The following is a 22,280-nucleotide window of genomic DNA, read 5'->3' as shown; positions in this document are numbered from 1 at the left end:
TTCGGCAGCCAGCGAACCCACCAGCCTGCATTTGCAATTCGCGCTACTTTTCTTTCACTTTTCACCCTGAAAATAAGTCCCACCCGGTAAAAAGCCAGCGATTGTTGCAAATTTTTTGCAATAAGGCTCCGTTGCGCGTTTCGGGACGAGGAACGAAAGGATCCACTTCTTCGAATCGCGCGGCGCAAAAAGACCATTAATCGATTTGTTAAATTCAACCCGCCAGATAAGAGATGTCGATCTTGAAATGACAAATTCTTTATATTGTATCGGGACTTGACACTCCCTGCCCCGCCTCCGAAAGTCGGGAGGTAACATCTTCAGGAGCAGACATGAAGCGGTTGATTTCCATTCCTCACGCGGTTCTTCTTTTTCTCTGCCTGGCGGCGCTTTTCGGTTTCTCCGCTTGCGACAACGGCGATGACGATGACAACGATTCCTCGCCGCTCGACGATGACAATAATGATGACTCTTCGCCAGTCGACGACGACGACAACGACGATAACGATGACAATGACGACAACGATGACAATGACGACAACGACGACAACGACGACAATGACGATAACGACGACAACGACACCACGCCGACCGATCCATACGCGGGATTTGCTCCGTCCGGCAAAACACTCGGCGAAATCCTCGCCATTTCCAGCCACATGAGCAACGGCGCCGGCTACGATGAATTGCGCGAGTTCGAAATCGGGCAACTCGGCAACGCCGGCGTCGGCATGATGCGCACCGATTTTCATTGGAGCACGCTGGAACCCAACGACGACGAATGGTACTTCGACGGCTACGACACGATGGTCGATCTGAACCTGGATGCCGGCATCCAGGTGGACGCGATGATGGCCTACGGAGTCGGCTGGGCCATGCCCAACGGATCGCCGGACGACATCGATCCGGAAATCTACGCGGATTTCAACGGCTCGGTCGCGGCGCACTTCGCCGATCGCATCGACGTGTACGAAATCTGGAACGAGGAAAACACGACGCGGTTCTGGTCGCCGGCGCCCAATCCGGACCACTACGGCACCTTGCTCAAGGCGGCCTATACCGCGATCCATGAAAACGATCCGAGCGCGACCGTCCTTTTCGGCGGCCTGTCCACCGTGGATTTCGACAACATCCCGGACCTGATTCAGAACGGCGTCTGGAATTTCCTGTCGCAGGTCGCCGAGGCGCATCCCGATCTTTGCGACTTCATCGACGCGATGGCGATCCACCCCTACACGCTCTTCCAGCAGCCGGGGCCGGAATTCACCTTCGACCTCGGCTTTTTCGTCTACCCCAATATGCCGGGGATGATCGCGGCGGCGCGGGAACGGCTGGCGGATATCGGCTGCGGCGACAAACCGATCTACCTCACCGAGATGGGCTGGCCGGATTACTTCATCGGCGAGGAACGGCAGGGCGCCTTCGCGGCGCGCGGCCTGCTGCTCGCCCTGCAGGCCGAGGTCGAATATTTCTACTGGTACACCTTCTGGGACGGCGAAGGCGGCGCGACGCCGCCGACCGAGGACACCTTCGGTTTGTATTCGTGGCCGGGCGGCACCATCGCCGCCAAACCGGCCTACAACGCGCTGGTCGGCGCAGACCAGATGCTGGGCGAGTCGCGCTTCGCCGGCGACCTGGGCGCGGCGCTGGCGTGGGACGGCGATTTGCACGCCCTTGCCTTCGCCGCCGACGACGGCACGTGGACACTCGGCCTCTGGCACGACCAGACGATGCTCGAACACGAATTTCCGGTCAGCGTGCCCCTGCCTTCCGGCGCGACCGGCGATTGGGGACTGTACGACCAGAACGGCGACCCGCTGGCGAGCGGCGACACCGCCGACGGCGCGGTGGACGTGACGATTACCGGCTGGGTGCAGTATTTGCGGTTTGGGGTCGCGAAGTAGTCGAAAGAGATCCAGGGGCTTCCGCCCTTGGCTAGGATCGCGAAGGCGATCGGCCGCCTGTCAGTGACAGGCTTTTCCGGAACCCGCGATGCGGGTGGCACAGCATCGCCCATTTAGGCGATGGTCGTAGCCGGGGGCGGGAGCCCCTGGATGATTCATTCCTTCGGTCCGTAAACCTCGGTCGCGATATTCTGCAGCGTCGTATAACCCGGCTTGTAGACCGGGCCGACGTTGTAGATCACGCCCCAATATTCCTCGACCGACTGCAACACGTCGATGAAGTGATTGTTGATGTAATCGAGGTTGCCGGCCGCCCAGAGCATGAGCTGCAGCCACGATTCATTCAGATAAAGCCCGCTGACCAGTTCCAGGTTGGCGATGTCCTCGGGCGTGATTTCCACGCTGTGGGTGTCGTCGCTGTTCAACCCGAAATGCAGATAGCCCACGGCCCCGGCTTCGTAAGCCGAATGGAACGCGTCGTCGATGAACTGCGCCTGGTTGTCCCAGGTGAAGCCCAGTTCCTCCGGGCCGGATGGGTAGCCGATTTCCATCGCGATGACCGGCTTGCCGCACGCGGCCTCGTCGAGCTGCGTGACGCGCGCGCCGATCTGATCGCCCATCACCGGCTCGGCCAGGTAATAATTCGGATAAGCGTCGAAGCCGACGAGATCCATGTAATCGCGCCATTGCGTGGCCGCCTCGGTCCACGACGGCTGGAACAACAAGTGCGAAATTTCGGGCGGCACGTCGGTGTGCAGATTCTGGACGGTGATCGCCTCCGGGTCGGCGTCGTGCACCGCGTCGTACAGCGTGGACAGGAGCGTCGTGCAGAAATCCCAATCGGCCCAGGCCGAGGTCAGCGCGTCGAGCCACTGCGGATCGCGCCAGCCCCAGACTGCGGTCAGCATGGCCTGGTTGAGCTCGTTTTCGGTCTGCCAGATCTTGACGACGATGTTGTCGGCGTCGAGGTAACCGTCGCCGTCGTAGCGCTCGACCAGGGCGCGCACCCAGCGGTATTGCAGCGCCAGATAATGCTCGGTGCCCAGGCGGTCGGGCGTCGCCAGTTCGCCTTCGATAGCCGGCAGCGTATTGCTGTAGCCGTGGCCGACCAGCGGGATCGGGTCGAGCCCGGCGGCTTGCAGGCCACGCACATAGTTGTCGATCGAGGTCCAGTCGATCGCGGCGATGAAATCGTCGATGAGGCCGGGATTCGCCTCGATGTCGGCCATGGTCAGGTCGGGATCGGTGACTTCCGCCTGGACCCACTTCCAGGAAATGGTGATGCGCACCCAGGTCATTCCCAAGCCGGGCAGGTACGTGGTGAAGCTGCCGCCCGAACTGATGCCGAGGATGAACTCCGGCAATTCGACGACGGGATCGTCCGGGTTGTCGACGATGTCGTCGCAGTTGTTGTCGATGTTGTCGCCGCAGATGTCGTAGGCGTCAGGATTGATCGCCGGATCGGCGTCGTTGCAGTCGAGCCCGCCGCAATTTTCGTCGGTATATCCGTCCTCGTCCGCGTCGGGACACTCGGGCGAAACGTCGTCGTTGTCATCGTTGTCATCGTTATCGTCGTTGTCGTCGTTGTCGTCATTATCGTCGTTGTCGTCATCGTCGTCATCGTCGTCATCATCGTCGTCATCATCGTCATCGTCGTCATCATCGTCGACGCCGGTATCGTCATCTGCCACGACGGTGGAATCGTCATTATCATCATCATCGTTGTCGCAGGCGGCGAGCGAAAGGACGAGCAACAAAATCGGCAACAGGATGAACAACAAACGGCGCATGGTCGGCTCCTCCGGTCAAAATCGAAGGAATGTTTAACCGATTGTATCCGTTTGCGAAAGGCCGTTACAGGGGAAAAACGGGGGAATGATTCTCATCATCCCCCCGCGATTCGGTCCGTTGCCGGTCAGTCGTCGAAAAATCCCCGTTTTATTTTATACAAATCGCTTCCCTGGTCGCCGATGAAGGTGATTTTGCCGTGTCGATCGTGGTGCTGAACGGCAAAAATCCCCAATTCGGACAGGTAGTGCAATTCGCGAGCGGCGGCGGCGATTTCCCACCAGACGGGCTGAAGCGAGTTCAGATCCAAGCGGATGAATTTATTTCGTTCGCCGAGCAGCACACCAACGCGGGCGCTGTCGGGCGTAAAGGCATAGTCGATCCAGCTCGCATCCAAACCGATCGGAAAAGCGATGCTCTTTTTCAGATCAACCAGATCCATGTCCAGCTTGCCCGACGGTCCCGAACCGTATTGACCGACGACCAGAATCCGCCGGCCATCCGGTGAATAAGCGACCGACGGGCGGCCTTCCTCGGATTCGATGAGCACGTTCAGGGGCAAAGCCGACACTTCTTCCATCGCGGGATCGTAAAAAATCAGTTGATCGCCGCCCTCGCGATAGAGGACGACCTGAGTTCCATCCGGGTTGAGCCGCAACCGCGAGGCCGTTTCGCCCAGACTGATTTCGGCGGGCATCGCGGCGTCCAGGTCGATGATGCCGAGCCGGCCGGTGTCGGGCACCGGCAACAGCGCCACGCGGCTATCGGGCAAGAAGGTGACGGACTCGGCTTGCCCGGACAGATTCAAAATGTTGATGGTCGGATTGACGAGATCGAGGACGAAAATATCGTCGGTGCCGTTTACCAGGACCAGCGCCGTGGAACCGTCGGGGCTGATGGCGATATCGCGCGGTTCGCGCGACTCGGTCGGATCGAGGGTAAGCGGATACGTGACCTTCGCCCCGGATTCCAGATCGAGCCAGACCAGGCGATGGTCCGAACCCAACAGGCACTGCCGGCCGCTCGGCGCGAACACGACTTGCGACGGGGAAAAATCGATGAGGATCGGCCGAGCGGTCAACGCCACCAGATCGATCACGTCCAATTCGTAGTAGTTGATCACCCCGCTGTCGCCGAAATCGACCTCGCCCGCGCTCGGATCGTAAAAACCGAGCAGGTAATCGCCGGCCGGCGAAACGCGCAGCGCGTTCACGCCCTCGCCGATGGCGATTTCACCCTCCACCCGGCCGGCGACGGGATCGACGATCCGCACCAGGTTCGCCTCGCCGTCGAGCATCGCCACCAGGTCGCCGGCGGGAGTCAACGCCAGCGCGCTGAAACCCGGCGAGGTCGGTATGGAATATCGGTCGAGCGTCAGCGGATCGATGAGGTCCAACGAACCATCATAGGGATCGACCGCGCCCAACCGCGCGCCGAGGTCGAAATCCGACAGATAGCGGAACGGCGCCTTGTCGTCGTCGTTGTCGTCGTCATCGTCGCCGAACCAATCGGCAAGTTGATCGCAACCGGTGATGAAAAACAGGGCTGCCAGGGCCAGCAGCCAGCCGTAGATCCTAGCGCTTTTCATGGCAACCTCCTTTATTCGCCGATCTGGCCGTTGAGCAGAAAACCGGTCACCGTCCGTACCGCCAGGGTTTGGGTGTCGAAAAAGCTGATCCGGCCCAGCGGGTGATCCTGCAGCACATAGACCAGGGCCAGATCATCGATCAGGCCCGCGTCGAGCGGCAGACTCGGCGTGGCCAGCACGTCAACCAATCCCCGTTGCAAATCGAGCAACAGCAATTTTTGCCGATTCGGCTGCGGCACTACCGCGTAATGGCCGTCGCTGCCGAACGAGACCGTCGTCGCGCGGACCGCCGTTTCCACCGGATTGATCAGGCCGTTTTTCAGATTGAAGATCGAGATGGCTTCCTGGCCGTCGAAATACTGGTCGAAATCGTCGAGCGGCTGGCCGTCACCGCCCTCGTGAAAGAGCACCGCCGTGCGGTCGTCCGGCGCGATCGCCGCGCCGACCAACGGTTTGACCGTGTAGTAGGTGGTCAACTTGCCGTCCGCCGGCGAAAACAAATGCACCCGTTCAATCGACTCGGAATTGGTGAAAAGCACCGCCTGTCGGCCGTCGGCGGTCAATTCCCCCGAGCCGACGACTTCGTCGGTTTCGTAGGCGTCCAGCGACAGGTCGCCGTTGTCGAGCACCAGAATCTGTCCCGTGCCGCGGCAGAGCAACAGGGTGATGTCGCCCTCCGCCGCCACGTCCATGTCGGTCGGATAACAGCCGAGTTCCAATTCCTCGATTTCCAGCGAGGACAAATCGATGCTCAGCAAGTCCGTGGCGGCCTCGGCCAGGATGAAGGCGTAGCTCGAATCGGCAGACACCGCCGCCTTGCGAATCCGCTGGCCGGCGTCGATGTCCAGGCCGGTCGGCAGGGTTTCGAAATGGCCGTCGGTCAGGCGAACCAGGCCCAGAATGGTGGTCGAAACCAGCAGGGCGCGTTCGTCGTTGGTGTAAAGCACGCTATCCGGCGGAAATCCCACGGCCAGCGACCGAACCGTCCGGTCCCGCAAATCGACGATCGAAATTTCGCCGTATCCCTGATAATCCTGGCCGTCATCGGTGAACGAATAATAGGCCAAGGCGTAATTCCCGGACGGGGATACCGCGAGCGAATTCAAGCCGGGGCGAATGTCCAGGGTTTGCACCTCGTTGCCCGGCAACGAAATGATGCTGACCGAGTCGTCCTTGGCATTCAGGGTTAAAAGCTGGGAACAATCCGGCGTGGCGGTCAGAATTTTCGGCTCGCGCCCCACGGTGATGGTCTTGATTTCCAAGGTCTCGGCGTCAATCCGGCTGACGAAATCGTAATCGGAGGCCAGCACATAGACCGCTCCCTGGCAGACCTGCGGATACGTCCCGGGTTCCATGTCTTCTTCCGGTGGTACGGGAGTATCGTCGTCCGCGGCGCCGTCGTCATCCGCGCTGCCGGCATCGTCGTCGGCCGTGTCGTCGCCGGCCCAGGTGTCGTCATCCATGTCCGCGGCGTCATCGTCATCGTATCGGCCGCCGGCCGAACTGCCGGAGCCGCCTGCGCTATCCTCGCAACCGCCGAACGGAAATAGCAGCAAGACGGCGACACTCAGAACCCAAATTAAACGGAATCCGAAAAAACGATCTTTCATGGCCATAGTTACCTCCCTTCAGCCGCGGCAGATCCGAAAACACCTCAAGGAAGCAAAGGATGGTTTTTCTAATGGCAAGATTCGTGCCATGGTTATCTGCATCGACAATACGTCGTAAATACAATTGATTCTCAAATGAAGGGAAACCGTCGCCACGGCGAAAAGTCGAGGAATTTTTGAAAGAGGGTCAGATTTCCGTTCTTTTCGAATCCAGAAGCGAGGGACGCGAACCGTTTATTTCATTTCGGCCTCAGAAGACAATCCTAGCGGATTCGACCCGATCAACGGCTCGTGCCACCGGTATCTATCCAGCAAACCAGCCTTCCGCCGGCCGCAAAAAATCAGGGATGACATCGCGGGACCGGCGCTTTTACCCGAATAACCGTTGAAACCGGCCGCCTTTTCCGGCGATGCGGTCGATCAATAGGGAATTTTATCCGTTTTGTTTTCCCATAGTTCGAAAACGGCGTCGGCCGCGGGCAATGACAGGTGTGCCATGGCTACCTCCCGCAATTCCAGCGGCAGACGCAATTCGCGGTAAAGCCGCGCGTCGTCGAAACCCACCCGGGCCGCTTGTTCGCGAGTCGCGGCGAAGGTGACCCGCTCGAGCCGCGCCCAGTAAATGGCGGCCAGACACATCGGACACGGCTCGCAGGAAGCATAAATCTCGCAACCGGCCAGGGAGAAGGAACCCAGCTTTTCACAGGCCAGCCGAATCGCCATGATTTCCGCGTGCGCGGTCGGGTCGTTCGCGGAAGTGACCCGGTTCCAACCCTCGGCGATGATTTCGCCCTGCCGGGCGATGACCGCGCCAAACGGGCCGCCCTCGCCGGCGAGCATCTTCTCGCGCGCCAGATCGACCGAACGCTGCAACAGTTGAGTGGGATCCACGATTTCCCCCCGCTGGTCCGAATCCATCTTAGCCGCCCTTTTCCGGATAGTGAATCCGACCCATCCGCGCGACTTTTTCATCCGACCGAGTCGATCGGGTCGCCTCGTTTCGGTTGACTCCCTGAATCGATCCCGCATAATGAACGCGCGTTCAAAACCGCGGCTCGATGCCGTTCCTTAAAAATTGTCTCCGGAGGCAGGCCATGATCCGGTCCGACTGGCGTGGTTACTTTTATTTACTCATCCTTCTGCTCATCGGCGTAAGCGCGTTTCTTGCCTGCGACAACGGCGATGATGATGACAACGACGACGCCGGGATTGCCGATGACGACGACGACTCCTCGCCGCTCGATGATGATGACGACGATGATGATGACAACGACGACGATGATAACGACGACAACGACAACGACGACAACACGCCACCCTATGAAGGCACGTCGCTATTGCCCGGACCGGCCGAGGAAGGCTACGACGCCGAACTCGAAGCCAAGGCCGACCGCTTCGACCGCCAGCACTTGCTGTTCAACTGCGCCGGCAACGGCGTCAACGCCGACGTCAACGTCGATCTGATCCAGGAAGAAGACCGCGCGCAGATCGCCGACTTCCTGCAGAACTCCGATTCCTGGGACTACGCGGCCTTCAGCGGCAAGGATCCGCTGGACGCCATCACCGCCACGCAAAAAGTGGCCGGGCTGTATGCCGGCGTGGGCATCGCGGCCGACGCCTTCCGGTACGGCGTTCTGCGCGATCAGGATTATCCGCCCGAGGATATCGAACGGGCGCGCGAGTTTCTCCAGCGCGACCTCGAGCAGCTTTTCGTCGCGGTGGAAATCACCGGCGAGCCGGGCATCATCGCTCGCGGATTCTGCCGAACCGACATCCCCGGCCCTTATCAGACCCAGGCAACGACGCCGCTGTTCGACGAGGAAGGCAACCCGCTGCCGCCCGAGAAAAACAACGGCACCTGGCGCGAGGACAACTCGGCCGACCACGCCTTCCCGAATTACATCTGGGAGGATTCGTGCAGCCGCGACCAGTTCATCGGCTGGGCCGCCGCGTTCGGCGCGCTCTGGGAAGTCATCCGCGACGACGAGAATTTCGCCGCGGCGGACAAGACCCGATTGCAGCAGCACGCCAGCGACATCGGCCGGCAACTGATGGTCGAGCGGACCGGCGGCCCGGGCAGCCTCGGCGGCGCCTTCGACCTGGAAATTTTCGACGCCGACGGCCGGACCACCTACCACGGCTACCTCAATGAAAACGCCTTCGACCGCTATTACTTCGCCTGGCTGCCGATCAAAGACGGCATGTATTCGCTGATGTCCCTGGGCATCGTCGCCGCGCTGACCTACTGCTCGGAAGACCCCGTGCTGGAGGACTACCTCTACAACACGCTGATCGATGAACGGGAACTCGACCGCATCGCGATGAACCAGCAGCTCGGCGTCAACCTGGGCCTGATCACCAATTTCAGCGCCGTGAACATGGCGCTGGAAGGCGCTTTGCTGGCGCAACGGTACCTCGACAATCCGCACGTGCGCGACAAGATCCGCTATACCACGCGCAATCATCTGTATTTCAACGGGCCGTTTCTGCTCCAACGCCAGCCGGAGGAATATTCCTATTCGCTGTTCGATTTCGTTTACGCGACCGCCGAATCCGGCGCCTCGGCGTACGGTTCCATGATCCAGGCGCCCGACCTCGACGCCGTCGACCGTGGCGTGGCAACCCTCTACGCCTTCCACGAACCGCCCTACTGGGATACCAGCATCATCAACTGCGACGAGGACGAAATCGCCGCCGGCACCTGCACGCTGGAAAACGGCGACGTCGTCACGGTGCTGGGCTACAAAGGCCGCAACGACGACCTGATCTGCAAGGAGCCGATCCCGCAGGAGGTGCGGCCGGTGAGCAATTACCACTGGCGCTCGAATCCGTATTGCCCGAACGGCGGCGGCAGCGGCAACGCGTTGTTGCCCGGCGTCGATTTCCGTTACGCCTACTGGTATGCTCGCTGGGTGCATTGAGTCCCGGCCAACCACCAACAAGGAAACCCGCATGCGCCTCGCGACTTGTTTGCTGCTCTTGCTGGCCCTGCTCGCCGTTCCGGCGGCGGCCCGCGATTTCGACCCGTACCTGCACCAGAAAGCCGCCGATTACACCGCCTTCCTGCGCGAATGGCATTCGACCGGCCTGGGCGGCGTTTCGGACGTGCTGTTCACCGACGAAACCCGCACCGAAATCCTGCGCACCTGGGGCAGCGGCGACAGCGGCGACTGGACCGGCACCTACCTGGTCACGCAGGCGATCCGCTACCAGGTCACCGGCGAGACCGAGGCGCGCGACGAGGTGCTGCGCATCGCCCATTACATGCATATTCTGAAGGACATCACCGGCGATCCGGGCTACCTGGCCCGCTACGCCGCGCCCGACGAGGCGCCGTGGAACGTCGAATCGCTCGACAGCGACGCCCGCTATCTCGGCACGGGCGATTACGCCGGCGATTTCTGGCTCGGCAAGAACGTCCGCGACAAGTACATCACCTGGTTCTGGGGCCTGACCTGGGCCTACGACAGCGTCGACGACGCGACGATGCGCGACACGATCCGCGAGGATTTCCGCGACGTCATCCTCACCCTGGAAAGCAACAACTGGAAAATCGTCGACCCCTGGGGCGGCGTCTACTCGGCGGCCGAAATCCTGCCCGACATCCGGCTCTCGATTCTCATCCAGGCGGCGCACGTCATCGACGAACCCTATTTCTGGGATCTGCTCGACTCGGAATACGAAAAGAACAAGACCCTCCTGTGGGTGACGAGCATCGCCTTTTTCAACCGGTACAGCGATTACTACGCCTTCATCAACAACTACTCCAACGTGCCGAACATGTTCCGGCTGTGGCCCGATCGCGAGCGGATGGAGCACCTGTTTCAGATCTGGAAGGTCAACGTCCGCACGTGGTCGAACGACGGGCACAACCCGTTTTTCGACTCGGTTTATTACGCCGCCTGCCTGCGCCTGGGCACCTGCGACGCGGGCGAGCTGGAAGCCATGGTTGAAGACATCCGCCACAGCCTGGAAGTGATGTGGGAAGCGCCGAATTACCAGCGCGAAGTCACCTGCAGCGAAATGCCGCTCGACCCGTTTTCGGTCTGGGCCAGCGATCTGCTGGAGCAATACCCCTGGATCGAGGAACTGACCGGCTTCGACATCGATCCGCAGACCCTCGACGCCCACGAGGTGGACGACCGCTGCTGGGATTCGGTGCTGTGGGAACGCAGCCCGTATCACGTATCCTGCAGCACGCCCGAGGATCCCGCGCACACGGCGCACGGGGTGGATTACCTCATCGGGTACTGGCTGGGAGTTTACTACGGCATCCTGCCCGGCGACGGCCCCTACGGCGACGACGAGTTGACCGAGCCGACCGACGACGACACCACGCCCGCCGATGACGACGACAACGACGACGCGACCCCACCGGACGACGATACCGCCGACGATGACGACGACAACGACGACAACGATGACAATGACGACAATGACGACAATGACGACAATGACGACGACGCCGGCTCGACGAGCGGTGACGACGACAACGACGACGGCGGGTGCGGCTGCTAAAAACCGCTACAGGTCGAAGTACAACTTGATTTCGTAGGGGTGCGGGCGGTTCCGCACGGCGTAGTATTCGTGATTGATCTTATGGTCGATCCACGTGTCGATGATCCCGCGATTGAACACCCCGCCTTCCAGCAAAAACTCGTGATCGGCCGCGAGGGCCAGGCAGGCTTCCTGCAAGGACGCGGGCACCGATTGGATCTTCGCCAGCTCGGCCGCGGGGATGTCGCGCACGTTGACGTCGTAAGGCCCCATGCCCAATTCGGTCGGATCGAGGCGCCGGCGGATGCCGTCGATGCCGGCCATGAGCTGCGCCGCCATCGCGAAATACAGGTTGCCCGTCGCGTCGGGCGGCCGAAACTCGATCCGCTTGTCCTCCGGCTTCGCGGCATACTTGGGAATCCGCACCGCCGCCGAACGGTTCGCCTGGCCGAAGAAGAGCTTCGTCGGGGCTTCGAAACCCGGCACCAGCCGCTTGTAGCTGTTGGTGCTGGCGTTGGTCAGCGCCACCAGGGCCCGGCCGTGAAGCAGCAGGCCGGCGATGTAATGCCGCGCCAGTTCCGAAAGTCCCGCGTAGCCCTTTTCGTCGTAGAACAGGTTGCGGCCCGCCGCGTCGACCAGGTACTGGTGAAAGTGCATGCCGCTGCCGGCTTCGTTGAACAGCGGCTTGGGCATGAAGGTGACCGTCTTGCCGTGGCGCTGGGCGATGTTCTTGATGATGTACTTGGTGCGCATGGCGTTGTCGCCCATGCGGGTCAGGGTGTCGAGCAGCGTTTCGATTTCCGACTGGCCCGGGCCGCCGACCTCGTGGTGGTGGTAGCGCACCGGGATGCCCATCTTTTCGAGGGTCATCGACATTTCGGCGCGCAGTTGGAACATGGCGTCGAGCGGCGGCACCGCGTGGTAGCCGCCCTTGCGCGGGATTTTGTGGCCGAGGTTCTGCCCTTCCATGCCGCTGTTCCAGTCGGCCTCGACCGAATCGATCATGTAAAAGCTGGTGTTGATGTCCTCGCGAACGTTGACCGAATCGAAAATGTAAAACTCGAATTCCGGCCCCCACAGGCTGCAATCGGCGATGCCCGTCGCGCGCAGGTATTGCTCGGCCCGGTCGGCCACGCCGCGCGGATCGCGGCCGAACAACTGCTTGGTGTCGGCCTCGCAGATGTTGCAGATCAGGCTCAGGGTCGGATAGTTCCAGAAGGGGTCGATCTCGGCCGTCCGGATATCCGGCACGATAACCATGTCGCCCGACTCGACCTTCTTGTAACCGGGCGCCGACGACCCGTCGAACGGCTCGCCGTCCGTGAACAGCGCCGGCGACAGGCGCTTGATCGGAATGGTGAGGTGCTGCCAGCGGCCGAACAAATCGATGTACTTCAGGTCGATCATTTCCAGGCGGTTCGTGGTGCAGTAATTCAGCAGTTCATCGTAGGTGGCGAACATTGATGCTCCCTCGTCCGGCGACCGGCCGCGCCGCGGCCGACCGCGAAGTTTGCCCCTTAATAGCACGAATTTCGCTTCTCGCCAGTCGGGGCTATAGGTAGACGCATCATCGCCAGTCGGTCGGGTGGATCTTGCCGCAGGCTGAATGACATTTGTTTTCCAATGGAAAAGAAAAGGTTTTCGTAAATTTGACAAGTGTCCGGTTTTCACCGCCGTCTGAGGAGGTCCTTGTCCGTCTCGAAGGGTGCGATCCTTTTCGGGGTGCCATGGTCTTCGATCCGCTAGGATCGATGGCCATGCCGAGCGGAAGTGGAATGTGAAAACGGCGGCAGGCGGACGAATCAGCAGCCGCAGCCTGGTTCGTCGCCATTATCTTCGTCGGTCTCGACGGTTGTATCATCGTCGAAAATATCCGGTTGCTCATGGCACACATCGCCCACTAGGTAGACGCTGCCTTCAGCGTCCACTTCCATTCCCCAAGGACGATCCAACAGACCACCGCCACAGTCGTAATGATATATCCATTGAATCTGGCCGATTTCATTGATCTTACCGCAGACAATATCCTCGTTACCGATTTCCCCTCCGGTTGGTCCCCCTTGGCTCAACACATATTGATTATTCGCGGCGTCGACATAGGTTTCTTCCATGCTTAAATAGGAATATTTTGTGTCCATTATCCCATACATTTCTTGTTTGCCGTCCATGGTGAATCGTTGAGAGATAATAGAACGATATATTTGGTAATATGGTTCAGCACAATAAGAAGCAATAAAAGCAACCTTATCACCAGCTAATATAATAAAATCCGCTTCACCGATTGCGGACTGGTCGCCACCAAAAAGTGGAATAATTACATTCTGGGACATATCTTTTCCGTTTTCATCATTTTTAATTACTAATATTTTTCTAATAACATAAAGGCCTTGTAAATATTCCTCGTCGTTTGATTCCGCCGCCACTAAAACGATTTCATTGTTTTCACTTACGTTCAAGGTCGGAAATGCAATATTTTCCAGCTTTTCTTCCCAGAGAAGCGTTCCGTCCGTTTTATATCTTTGTAGGTAGGTATTTCCCCAGCCCGCTTGTAATAGGACAATAATCGAATCGTCATTCATGGAGCGCACAATTTTAAAAGGTAGCATTTCGCCCAACGATGTTTCGATTTCAATTCGTCCCGTTTCTTCCCCATTTATTTTATTAATTATCAATATTTGTTCATACATCTCATATTCACTTTCGACATGGATTGAATAATTTGCCTCGGATAGTGGATAAAGGATGGCCGGATTCGCCTCAAATTCTCCAAGATAATATTCGCCGATGGTTTCTCTTTCACCATCGATCGAATAACGATAAAGTATCGCGGTCGCAGGTGCGCCCGCTGTAGTGACCAACAACAAAACCTGATCATTTTCATCGCAAAGCATGTTTCCATATTGATAGGGATATTCGTCCTGCCAGGATAATTCGCCATTTTTCGTCAGACGCGATAGACTTTGTTCACGAACGAAATATAGGCCATCACCACATAACAACAAATCCTCGGAACTGAATTCCGCCTCTTCAAAATACTCCCAAGCAACCGAACCGGTCTGGTTAAGTTTAGTGAGAAATACTTTTGCCTGACCTTCGCGAATTACAAATAGCAAGATAACATTAATAACAATTTCGGCAATAAAATATTGGGAATTCCGAATTCCGGGGACACATTACTTATCTCCCTCCGCTTTTTGCTTTCCGGATTTCCGATGGATTTCCGGATTTTCGGGGACAGTATATAGAAATTGGAGTTTCAGGAGCATTATTTAACTCCATCCTTCGACTACCGTCGGAATTTCTCACAACCGAGGATTCGATCATTCCTCAGCACATGGATAAATAACACTACAATGCGTTGTCAAAGTCAAGGCTTGTAAATCAGAGAATTTTCAAAGCTCATTGGTAGTGATGGGTTGGTGAGCGGCGGTGTGGATTCCGGCTTGCGCACGAAAAGACGGCATGGGTTTGTATCGCGGCTGCTAAGCCGCTCTTACACTTGAAGGAGGGCGAGGCCGCGGCCTGTTCAAAGCCCTCGCCGGACGCTACGATCGCCGCCATGAAATACCGCATCGCTCCCTATTGGTGGCCGTTGTTGGCGGCGACTTCTCCCGCCTTGGTTCCTTATCTGGCGATTCAAGCGCGGAAGTTCACCGCCGGGGTGAAAGAGGCCGAGGCGAGGAACGCCGCGCGGCTCGAAAAGGCCGCGCCGCTCGAGCTGCCCGCCCGGCAACGCTTCGAGTTGACCGTCATCGTGGACCATCGCCACGCCGACGGCTTTATCGGCGACGCCGCGGTCGTCTACCAGTTGCGCCACGAGCGGGGCGTGATGCTCATGGACGTCGGTTTCGGTCCCGAGCGCCCGGCGTTCGCCCACAATGCCGCCAACCTGGGGATCGACCCCGCCGCCTGGCAAGCGCTTTTCATTTCCCACCTGCACCCAGACCACATGGGCGGACTGACGGCCGTGCGGCGCAAGTCGGTGCTCATTCCGCCGGGATTCGCGCCGCCCCAGGATCTCCCCTGCTATCTGCCCGCTCCCTGCGCGACGCCGGGCCTGACGGCCGAGGTGATCGACGCGCCGCGCGCGCTCCCCACGGGCTTCGCCTCGACCGGCCCGCTGGCCCGGATGCTGTGCTTCACCGGCATCACCGAGGAACAGGCGGTGATCGCCCGGCTTGCCGGGAAAGGCCTGGTCATCGTCACCGGGTGCGGCCATCCGACCATCGAAGTCATCATCCAAATGGTGCGCCGCTTGTCGGCCGAGCCGATTCACGCGATCATCGGCGGGCTGCATTTCCCGATCACCCAGTCGCGCGGCGCGAAACTGGGCATCGAATTTCAGCAGATCATCGGCACCGGCAAGGGGTGGTGGGAACGGATCGACGACCGCGACCTGGACCGCACGATCCGGTCGCTGAACGAATCCGGCGCTGAACGGATTTTGCTGTCGGCGCACGACACCTGCGACCATTCCCTGCAGCGCATCGCCGCCGAGGTCAAGGCGCAAGTCGAGGTGCTGACCGCCGGCGTCACCTACACGCTGTAGGCCGCGGCCGGCTTCAACCTTCTTCTTCCCAGGCGATGGCTCCGCGGGGGCAAATCTCGACGCACCGCCCGCAGCCGGTGCATAACTCCGGCCTGACGATCAACGCCCGCGGCGTGCAGGGCACCTGGTAGGTCAGGCAATACTTCACGCACTTGGCGCAGGTGGTGTTGAAGGTTTCCTGGATCGCCCGGCTGGGGCAGCCCTCGACACAGATCCCGCAGTTGTCGCAACGGCCCGCGTCGATCACCGGCCGCGGCTTGTCGGTTCGCTGCTTCATTGCTCGCAACAGCGCTTCGGGTGATCGCACGGCCCGGCGGCGCCGCAACAGGGTTGCCCGCCGGCGGGATGCCCGCCTTCCTTGATTTGAAGAGCGCCGGGCGCCGACAGGAGTTTTTCGGTCGGCCGGCCGCAGTCGGGACAAGCCGGCGCTGGACTCGCGGCGGCCGGTTGCAGCTGCTCGAACCGCCGGCCGCAGGCTACGCAATGATATTCGTATAACGGCATGTTTTTATCTTTCCGCTTGTCCGCCCCGCGGGCGAACGGCGTGGTTTCAGTGGCAACCGCCCTGACCGTGATGCCCGCCCTGACAGGCATGGTCGGCGGAAACGACCGCCAACTTGCCGCCGCGAAACGCCTCAATGGTTTCCTTGGCCGTGGCATGGTTGGCTTGAAAAACCCGGTAGCCGGCCGCGTTGAGCTTGGTCAGCGCGCCCAGGCCGATGCCGCCCACGACGATGCCGTCTACTTTTTCGCCGCCCAGGGCCGCGACCGGCTGGCACATGCCGTGCCCGTGAACGCGGTTGGCGTTGGCGATGGTCCGGCAAGCGCCCGTTTCGGTATCGATCACCAGAAACAACGGCGCCGAGCCGAAGTGACCGTAGACGTGACTGTCGAGACCTTGATCGTTTTCGATCGGAATGCAGATGTTCATGGTTGCTCCTCGGTTGCGGGGATCTCGTCCCCCAGCAGCAGCGCGCATCCCTCGACCAGCGCCCGCGCCACCTTGGACCGGGCGGCGGCCGCCAGCCGCTGTACCGTCCCGCGCGAAACGCCCATCTCCCGCCCGGCCTGCTCCTGCGTCATCCCTTGCAGGTCGCAAAGCCGCAAAACCTCCAGCTCGTCCCGGCTCAACCGGATTTTTTCCAGTTCGAACATGGGGATACGCGTCGGTTTGAACGCGCGCCCGCCGTAGGGACAGCGACAGAAGCGCGGTTTTTTCGGGCGGCCGGTCATGGCGCCACCTTATTATGTGCATATGCACAATATTCAAAAAGCGGATTCGTGTCAACCTGGTTGCCGCCGAAAAGCGATTGGTGTACTAAACAAGCCCGTTCGAAGGAGCCGAAAAACATGGGTCTGCTAGCCAACACCGTCAGCGTCGCGCAATTCGCGGTCAACGGCAAACCGCCGCAAAAGGATTTCGCCGTCTGGGCCGAGCACGGCCTGTCGCGGTTCTGCTTCCGCGCCATCGACGAGACCACCGACGAGGAATCGCAGGGCTGGGTGACCCTCGACGACAACCTGAGCGCCGACTTCGGCAATCACTACTCGTTTCTGCGCGACCACTACCTCGTGGCGACCCTCCGCCGCGACCGCCGCAAGCCGCCGGCCTTTTTATTGCGCCGCCTGTTCGCCCGCGAATGCGAACAATGGCTGCAGGCGCACCCCGGCCAGCAGCGCGTGCCGACACAGGCGCGCCTGGAAATCCGCGACCGGGTGACCTTCGAACTGCGGGCGCGCACCCTGCCCACCCCGACGACGATCGACCTGGTGTGGAATCTGGAGCGCGGCCTCGTCACGGCGACGACGACCGCGGCCAAGTCGATGGATCTGATTCAGGACGAATTCGCCAAGACCTTTCCCGGCCTGACGCTGACCGCGCTGCATCCGGCCGCCCGCGCCAAGCGGGTCGCCGACAAGAAACTGCACCGCGCCCTCGACGAGGCCAATCCGGCGTTCGATCAGGACGTGGCCACCCAGCTCAAAGCCAATCGCTGGATCGGCAACGACCTGCTCCTCTGGCTGATGCACCGCACCCGCCATTCCGACTCGGCGTACGAGGTCGGCCAGCCCGGCCCGGCCGCGGCCGGCGACGCGTTCATCGCCTACGTGAACGATCGGCTGGTGTTTCAGGACGAGGACGAGCACGGCGTGCGTAAAAGCGCCTTCACCGGCCACCTGAAGGACTTCGCCGAGGCGCGCAAGGCGGCGCAGGTCGGCAAGCAGCCGACCGAGGCCACGCTGCACTTCGAAAAGGGCGAGCTGGCCTGGAAACTGACCCTCAAGGCCGAGTCGTTCGCCTTCGCCTCGTACAAGTGCCCCGGCGTGCGGATCGAAAAGGACGAAACCACCGATCCGGCCGCCGAGCGCGACGCGGTCTTTTTCGAGCGCCTGCACCTGCTGGAAACCGGCATTCAATTATTCGACAGTCTGTTGGCCGTTTTTATCACTGCGCGAATGGGCGAGGATTGGGAGAAAACGATGCGCGCGATCCGCCGCACCCTCGGCGAATGACCCCGGCCGGCCAATCGCCCGAAAAAAAAGAGAACCGATGATGAAATCCTACAAACAGCCCGACGTCATCCTGCGCCGCAAGAAACAGGAACCCAAAGCCGCCGATCCGTTCGATCGCCGGGAACCGCAACCGCAGGCCCCCACGCCGTCGGGTCGCAAACTGCCCGACGAGTATTACGACAAGGAAGCGATGAGCCTTTCGGACGGCAGATCGGCCGCGCCGGCCAAACCGCGCGAACTGTACTATCCGCCGCGCCGCGATTACAAGCTGATCGACGGCATCGACCCGTGCCAATTGTTCATGGCCTATCACCTGGGCATCACCGCCGACAACCAGTTCCGGCCGCAAAACATCCACGACTTGGCGCGGCGGTTCCGCAGTTCGCCGGACCGGATCAACGAAGCCCTCAAGGCCTACGAACTGGACGCCGAAACCGTGATGTCCACCGACTTCGACCTGGCGATGGCGCAGATCGACATCCGCGTCGCGCCCGAGGGCGTCAGCAAATCGGAACTGGGCCGGCAACTTTACGAGGATTTTCGCGCCGCTCCCCGCTTCAAGCGCGACTGGCACGAGGAACTGCGCCGCGACGCCGAGGAAAATCAGCGGATTTTCAACAAATTGAAGTAGCCGCGGCGACGATTCAGCGGCCATCCGCCGGCCGCTGCCTGAGCCAATTATCCCGACCGGTTCGCAACAACCGGCGCCCGCCCATTGATCGGCGGCCTTTTCTACCCTATCTTATCGAAAGAGCTAATGTTCCGGGACCTTTTCGACCGAAACAATCGGAACAAGAGGAGTGACCGGTGCGGGAATTCTCCGAATTCAAGATCATCAATCACATCGATCGCATCCAGGCGGTGCTGCGCGGCGAACTGCCGCCGCCGGTCACGCTGGAAATGGACCCGACCAATTCGTGCAACCACAATTGCGTCTGGTGCATCGACTACCACCACCGCGAGGAAAATCGCGGCGTTTTTCTGCCCCGGGACGTCGCGTTAAAGATCATCTCCGACGCCAAGGAGATGGGCGTCCGGAGCCTGGTGATCAAGGGCGGCGGCGAACCGCTGGTCTATCCGTACATCGCCGATTTGCTGCGCCACGCGAAAAAAATCGGCCTGGACGTCGGCATCATCACCAACGGCGAGCGGGTGATCGATTTTCGCGACGTGATCCTGGAAACCTGTTCGTGGTTGCGGATTTCGCTCGACGCCGGCAGCGCCGAGACGCACCGCATGACCCACCGGCCGGTCAATCCGAACGCCTTCGCCAAAATCCAGGAAGGGATCAACGCGGTCGCCAAGGATCTGTACACCGGCATCATCTACATCATCCACCCGTCCACCTTCCACGAAATGGCCATCGCGGCCAAGCGGGCCAAGGAAGCCGGCTGCCGGTACATCGCCTTCAAACGGGTCGTCGCCACCGAGGAGATGTTCGACACCGAACTCTACATGAGCATCGACGCCAACTACCTGTTCGCCCGGCGGCAATACGAGGATGAGAATTTCACCGTGATGGGCTTCCGCATCTACAATTTCTCGAAGGGCATCCACGCCAAGCCCTACGAGCTGTGCTTGGGCCACCACCTGGTGGGGATCCTCGGCGCGGACGGCGGCTTGTACGCCTGCTGCTCGACGCGCGGCAACAAGCAGTATTGTTTCGGCAGCATCTACGAAAAAAGCCTGCCGGAGCTCTGGCACGGCAAGGAGCGACGGCAAATCCTGCGCAAGATCACGGCCGGCCACTGCAAACGGATTTGCGTCGGGCACACTTCGTACATGCGCTACGACCATTACAACGACCTGTTCGCCTACCTGGCCAACCCGGAAAAACCGCACGGCAATTTTCTTTAATTTCTGGTATACCAAGAATCGATTCGCAGCCGGGAGGTAATAGACTCGTGTCGCCCGACGCCGGTTGGCTCGGTTTGCTCAAAACCGCGATTCTCTTCGCCACCACGGGAACGGCCCGGAACGCCGTCGGCGTGATGCTCTGCGTTTTCTACGGCCTGGCGGCCCTTGCCGGCGCGCGCCTCCTACGCCGTTCGTCGCGAATTTCCCCCTGGCTGGCCCGGCGCATCCTGCAGGTGGTCGCGGGCGGCTGGGTGATCATCGCCTTTTACTGGATCGCCCTCTGGCCCGCGATGTGGTTCGCGCCGCTCTTGCTGATGTACGTGAATTATCGCGCCCGCCGGCACCCCTGGATGAAACCGCTGCTCGCGGACGGCGAAAACGAGGAACCGCCGCTGGGCACCCTGTGGCCCGCCCTGGTCCTGGCACTGCTGTTCTGGTGGCCGGGCTACCAATTCATTCTGATTTCGGGGGTTCTGGTCCAGACGACGGCGCGGGGGACGGCGGCGATCGTCGGCCGCTATTGGGGCCACCAGCGGTTTCGCGACCGCGAGTTGCGGAACCGGACCTTCGAAGGCATCGCCGGGATGGCCGTCGCCAGCCTGCTCCTGCTGTTCGCCGTGATTTACGGTTTCGCGCAAATACCCGGCGTCTGGTTCGGGCCCTGGTCCTTCTTCGGCGCCCTCCTGGCGACCGCCGTGGCCACGGTCACCCAACTCTACACGCCGCAACCCTACGACCGCTGGGCGGTGCCGTTACTGACGGCGCTGACCGTTCACTATTATTCCAGCGCCGGATTTCACTTTTGAGCCGCCGCGCGTGCCAGTTTCGCCAACCGGTCGATCCGCGTCGCGAGCGGCAGCGCGGTGATCCCCTGGCCGGCCAGCCAGGCGACCAGATTTTCGCCGACCGGGAGGGCTTCGTCGTACACCAGCAGGCGCGCCCGGCAGCGCTCCGCCAGTTCGCTCACCACGGCCCGCGTCAGCCGGAACTTCGCCGGCAGTTCCAGCAGCCGGTAGCCGCGCGCGCCGAAATCCGCCAGGGCGGCGAGCGGCGCCGGCGCGGCGAGGGTCAGCACGACGTGGTGGTTTTCGGCCAACTGCGCGGTCACGGCGGCGAGGCGCGCTTTGCGCCGGCCGGTCGCGATGCCGCCGCCGAGAATGAACAACATCCGCCGGGTCGCGTCCTCGGCCGGTTTTTGCCGAACGTGGGCGTTGTGGGCCATCACCTCCGGATGCCGCTTGAGCCAGCGCAGGGCGGCGCGCAGGTCGATGGGGTTGCCGGGGCGGTACAGCGCCTCGTAGATGCGGCGCATGAATTCGTAATCGGCGGCGACGTCCATGCTCATCCGGTACGGGCCCCGCATTTCCCGCGGCACCGGGTGATGCCAGATCCGGAACTCGTCCGGATGTCGGCGGATGTACCAGGTGACGTGCTCGTGGTTGACGGCGTCGTCGGTGAGCGCGGCGACCCGGCGCAAGGCGGCCGCCGTGACCGTCTCGAAGCCCTCGCAACCGTGGCGCAGACTCTCGTCGCAGATCGAGTAATCCGCGCGGCCCGCCGCGAGGCGCTCGATCATCTCGTCGATGAACACCCAGTCGAGCAGCGGGGAATCGCTGCAGATGCGCACGACGATGTCCAGGCCGAAGCGGTCGGCGGCGCCGAGAAAGCGCGCCAGCACGTCGTTTTCGCTGCCGGCGAACGAATCGACGCCCAGCTCGTCGGCCAATTTCAACAAGCGCGCGTCTTCCGGCGCGGTGCTGGTCGCCACGACGATGCGATCCAGCCGGCGGCACCGGCGCAAGCGCTCGACCACGTGCGCCAGGACCGGCTTGCCGGCCAGCGGCAGCAGCACTTTTCCCGGCAGCCGCGAAGAACCCAGGCGGGCCTGGATCACCGCGCCCACCACCGGTTTCTTTTTGGGTTTGGTCATGGTTTCACCCGAGGCAAATTTCCGTTAAAATCCGTGGCATTCC

19 protein-coding genes are annotated in these 22,280 nt (G+C 60.8%); 8 read left to right on the top strand and 11 right to left on the bottom strand.

Translation table 11 applies throughout. The annotated features are described in order from the left end of the window. The first annotated feature begins 332 nt into the window (after nucleotides 1-332). Nucleotides 333-1,904, top strand: coding sequence for a hypothetical protein (locus GX444_18525; protein ID NLH50575.1), 1,572 nt, complete (start codon nucleotides 333-335; stop codon nucleotides 1,902-1,904). Between the two features lie 155 nt (nucleotides 1,905-2,059). On the opposite strand, the gene GX444_18520 is transcribed toward GX444_18525, so the two are convergent. From GX444_18520 to GX444_18505, 4 genes are all read right to left on the bottom strand, one after another. Then, entirely contained in the window at nucleotides 2,060-3,694 is a 1,635-nt protein-coding gene (locus GX444_18520) for a hypothetical protein (protein ID NLH50574.1), read from the bottom strand. A 125-nt stretch (nucleotides 3,695-3,819) separates the two neighbouring features. Then, on the bottom strand, nucleotides 3,820-5,280 hold the full coding sequence (locus tag GX444_18515) for a hypothetical protein (protein NLH50573.1): 1,461 nt from the start codon (nucleotides 5,278-5,280) through the stop codon (nucleotides 3,820-3,822). Between the two features lie 11 nt (nucleotides 5,281-5,291). Continuing rightward, the gene (locus GX444_18510) at nucleotides 5,292-6,890 is read right to left on the bottom strand and encodes a hypothetical protein (GenBank protein ID NLH50572.1); all 1,599 of its coding nucleotides are present in this window, start codon (nucleotides 6,888-6,890) and stop codon (nucleotides 5,292-5,294) included. A gap of 420 nt (nucleotides 6,891-7,310) precedes the next feature. Then, a complete protein-coding gene (locus GX444_18505) occupies nucleotides 7,311-7,808 on the bottom strand; it encodes a nucleoside deaminase (protein NLH50571.1) in 498 nt (165 codons plus the stop codon). 176 nt (nucleotides 7,809-7,984) lie between these two features. On the opposite strand from GX444_18505, the gene GX444_18500 reads away from it, so the two are divergent. Together GX444_18500 and GX444_18495 are read left to right on the top strand one after the other, a co-directional pair. Further along, nucleotides 7,985-9,811 carry a hypothetical protein gene (locus tag GX444_18500; protein ID NLH50570.1) on the top strand — a complete coding sequence of 609 codons (1,827 nt, stop codon included), beginning with the start codon at nucleotides 7,985-7,987 and terminating at the stop codon, nucleotides 9,809-9,811. Between the two features lie 31 nt (nucleotides 9,812-9,842). Continuing rightward, nucleotides 9,843-11,408, top strand: a complete 1,566-nt coding sequence (locus tag GX444_18495) for a hypothetical protein (protein NLH50569.1) — start codon at nucleotides 9,843-9,845, stop codon at nucleotides 11,406-11,408. Nucleotides 11,409-11,414: 6 nt separating this feature from the next. Here GX444_18495 and glnA read toward each other — a convergent pair whose 3' ends face one another. Further along, entirely contained in the window at nucleotides 11,415-12,848 is a 1,434-nt protein-coding gene (glnA, locus tag GX444_18490) for a type I glutamate--ammonia ligase (GenBank protein NLH50568.1), read from the bottom strand. A 341-nt stretch (nucleotides 12,849-13,189) separates the two neighbouring features. After that, nucleotides 13,190-14,500 (bottom strand): hypothetical protein, encoded by a 1,311-nt coding sequence (locus tag GX444_18485; GenBank protein NLH50567.1) that lies wholly within the window; start codon nucleotides 14,498-14,500, stop codon nucleotides 13,190-13,192. 446 nt (nucleotides 14,501-14,946) lie between these two features. On the opposite strand from GX444_18485, the gene GX444_18480 reads away from it, so the two are divergent. Next, on the top strand, nucleotides 14,947-15,936 hold the full coding sequence (locus tag GX444_18480; protein NLH50566.1) for an MBL fold metallo-hydrolase: 990 nt from the start codon (nucleotides 14,947-14,949) through the stop codon (nucleotides 15,934-15,936). Between the two features lie 13 nt (nucleotides 15,937-15,949). Here GX444_18480 and GX444_18475 read toward each other — a convergent pair whose 3' ends face one another. The 4 genes from GX444_18475 to GX444_18460 are packed head-to-tail and all read right to left on the bottom strand — an operon-like array spanning nucleotide 15,950 to nucleotide 17,169. Beyond that, nucleotides 15,950-16,213, bottom strand: coding sequence for a 4Fe-4S binding protein (locus GX444_18475; protein NLH50565.1), 264 nt, complete (start codon nucleotides 16,211-16,213; stop codon nucleotides 15,950-15,952). Continuing rightward, complete coding sequence (locus tag GX444_18470; GenBank protein ID NLH50564.1) at nucleotides 16,210-16,440, bottom strand: zinc ribbon domain-containing protein; 231 nt, start codon at nucleotides 16,438-16,440, stop codon at nucleotides 16,210-16,212. Before GX444_18470 ends, GX444_18475 begins: the two co-directional genes overlap by 4 nt. A 46-nt stretch (nucleotides 16,441-16,486) precedes the next feature. After that, nucleotides 16,487-16,867, bottom strand: coding sequence for a diguanylate cyclase (locus GX444_18465; protein ID NLH50563.1), 381 nt, complete (start codon nucleotides 16,865-16,867; stop codon nucleotides 16,487-16,489). Further along, the gene (locus GX444_18460) at nucleotides 16,864-17,169 is read right to left on the bottom strand and encodes a DUF134 domain-containing protein (GenBank protein NLH50562.1); all 306 of its coding nucleotides are present in this window, start codon (nucleotides 17,167-17,169) and stop codon (nucleotides 16,864-16,866) included. The genes GX444_18465 and GX444_18460 overlap by 4 nt, the downstream gene beginning before the upstream one ends. Before the next feature lie 117 nt (nucleotides 17,170-17,286). Between GX444_18460 and GX444_18455 the strand changes: the two genes are divergently transcribed. The 4 genes from GX444_18455 to GX444_18440 all read left to right on the top strand — a co-directional run bounded on the left by GX444_18455 (nucleotide 17,287) and on the right by GX444_18440 (nucleotide 21,113). Then, a complete protein-coding gene (locus tag GX444_18455) occupies nucleotides 17,287-18,450 on the top strand; it encodes a recombination-associated protein RdgC (GenBank protein ID NLH50561.1) in 1,164 nt (387 codons plus the stop codon). Nucleotides 18,451-18,490: 40 nt separating this feature from the next. Further along, nucleotides 18,491-19,081, top strand: coding sequence for a hypothetical protein (locus GX444_18450; GenBank protein ID NLH50560.1), 591 nt, complete (start codon nucleotides 18,491-18,493; stop codon nucleotides 19,079-19,081). A gap of 176 nt (nucleotides 19,082-19,257) precedes the next feature. Then, complete coding sequence (locus GX444_18445) at nucleotides 19,258-20,307, top strand: radical SAM protein (protein NLH50559.1); 1,050 nt, start codon at nucleotides 19,258-19,260, stop codon at nucleotides 20,305-20,307. 47 nt (nucleotides 20,308-20,354) lie between these two features. Next, on the top strand, nucleotides 20,355-21,113 hold the full coding sequence (locus tag GX444_18440) for a hypothetical protein (GenBank protein NLH50558.1): 759 nt from the start codon (nucleotides 20,355-20,357) through the stop codon (nucleotides 21,111-21,113). On the opposite strand, the gene GX444_18435 is transcribed toward GX444_18440, so the two are convergent. Then, entirely contained in the window at nucleotides 21,104-22,237 is a 1,134-nt protein-coding gene (locus GX444_18435; protein ID NLH50557.1) for an NTP transferase domain-containing protein, read from the bottom strand. The two genes, GX444_18440 and GX444_18435, sit on opposite strands and share 10 nt — an antisense overlap. Between the last annotated feature and the right edge of the window lie 43 nt (nucleotides 22,238-22,280).

It is taken from the genome of Myxococcales bacterium, from assembly GCA_012517325.1.
GTDB lineage: Bacteria > Lernaellota > Lernaellaia > Lernaellales > Lernaellaceae > JAAYVF01.
The sequence above is the reverse complement of the archived record's forward strand: the minus strand, read 5'-3'. Positions and strand labels throughout refer to the sequence as shown.

Bases quoted from the DNA above. Each gene is read 5' to 3' on its own strand.
- GX444_18480 (NLH50566.1), top strand. From the start codon at position 14,947: ATGAAATACCGCATCGCTCCCTATTGGTGGCCGTTGTTGGCGGCGACT.
- GX444_18470 (NLH50564.1), bottom strand. From the start codon at position 16,440: ATGCCGTTATACGAATATCATTGCGTAGCCTGCGGCCGGCGGTTCGAG.
- GX444_18500 (NLH50570.1), top strand. From the start codon at position 7,985: ATGATCCGGTCCGACTGGCGTGGTTACTTTTATTTACTCATCCTTCTG.
- GX444_18520 (NLH50574.1), bottom strand. From the start codon at position 3,694: ATGCGCCGTTTGTTGTTCATCCTGTTGCCGATTTTGTTGCTCGTCCTT.
- GX444_18455 (NLH50561.1), top strand. From the start codon at position 17,287: ATGGGTCTGCTAGCCAACACCGTCAGCGTCGCGCAATTCGCGGTCAAC.
- GX444_18475 (NLH50565.1), bottom strand. From the start codon at position 16,213: ATGAAGCAGCGAACCGACAAGCCGCGGCCGGTGATCGACGCGGGCCGT.
- GX444_18435 (NLH50557.1), bottom strand. From the start codon at position 22,237: ATGACCAAACCCAAAAAGAAACCGGTGGTGGGCGCGGTGATCCAGGCC.
- GX444_18450 (NLH50560.1), top strand. From the start codon at position 18,491: ATGAAATCCTACAAACAGCCCGACGTCATCCTGCGCCGCAAGAAACAG.
- GX444_18515 (NLH50573.1), bottom strand. From the start codon at position 5,280: ATGAAAAGCGCTAGGATCTACGGCTGGCTGCTGGCCCTGGCAGCCCTG.
- glnA (NLH50568.1), bottom strand. From the start codon at position 12,848: ATGTTCGCCACCTACGATGAACTGCTGAATTACTGCACCACGAACCGC.
- GX444_18495 (NLH50569.1), top strand. From the start codon at position 9,843: ATGCGCCTCGCGACTTGTTTGCTGCTCTTGCTGGCCCTGCTCGCCGTT.
- GX444_18510 (NLH50572.1), bottom strand. From the start codon at position 6,890: ATGAAAGATCGTTTTTTCGGATTCCGTTTAATTTGGGTTCTGAGTGTC.
- GX444_18525 (NLH50575.1), top strand. From the start codon at position 333: ATGAAGCGGTTGATTTCCATTCCTCACGCGGTTCTTCTTTTTCTCTGC.
- GX444_18460 (NLH50562.1), bottom strand. From the start codon at position 17,169: ATGACCGGCCGCCCGAAAAAACCGCGCTTCTGTCGCTGTCCCTACGGC.
- GX444_18465 (NLH50563.1), bottom strand. From the start codon at position 16,867: ATGAACATCTGCATTCCGATCGAAAACGATCAAGGTCTCGACAGTCAC.
- GX444_18505 (NLH50571.1), bottom strand. From the start codon at position 7,808: ATGGATTCGGACCAGCGGGGGGAAATCGTGGATCCCACTCAACTGTTG.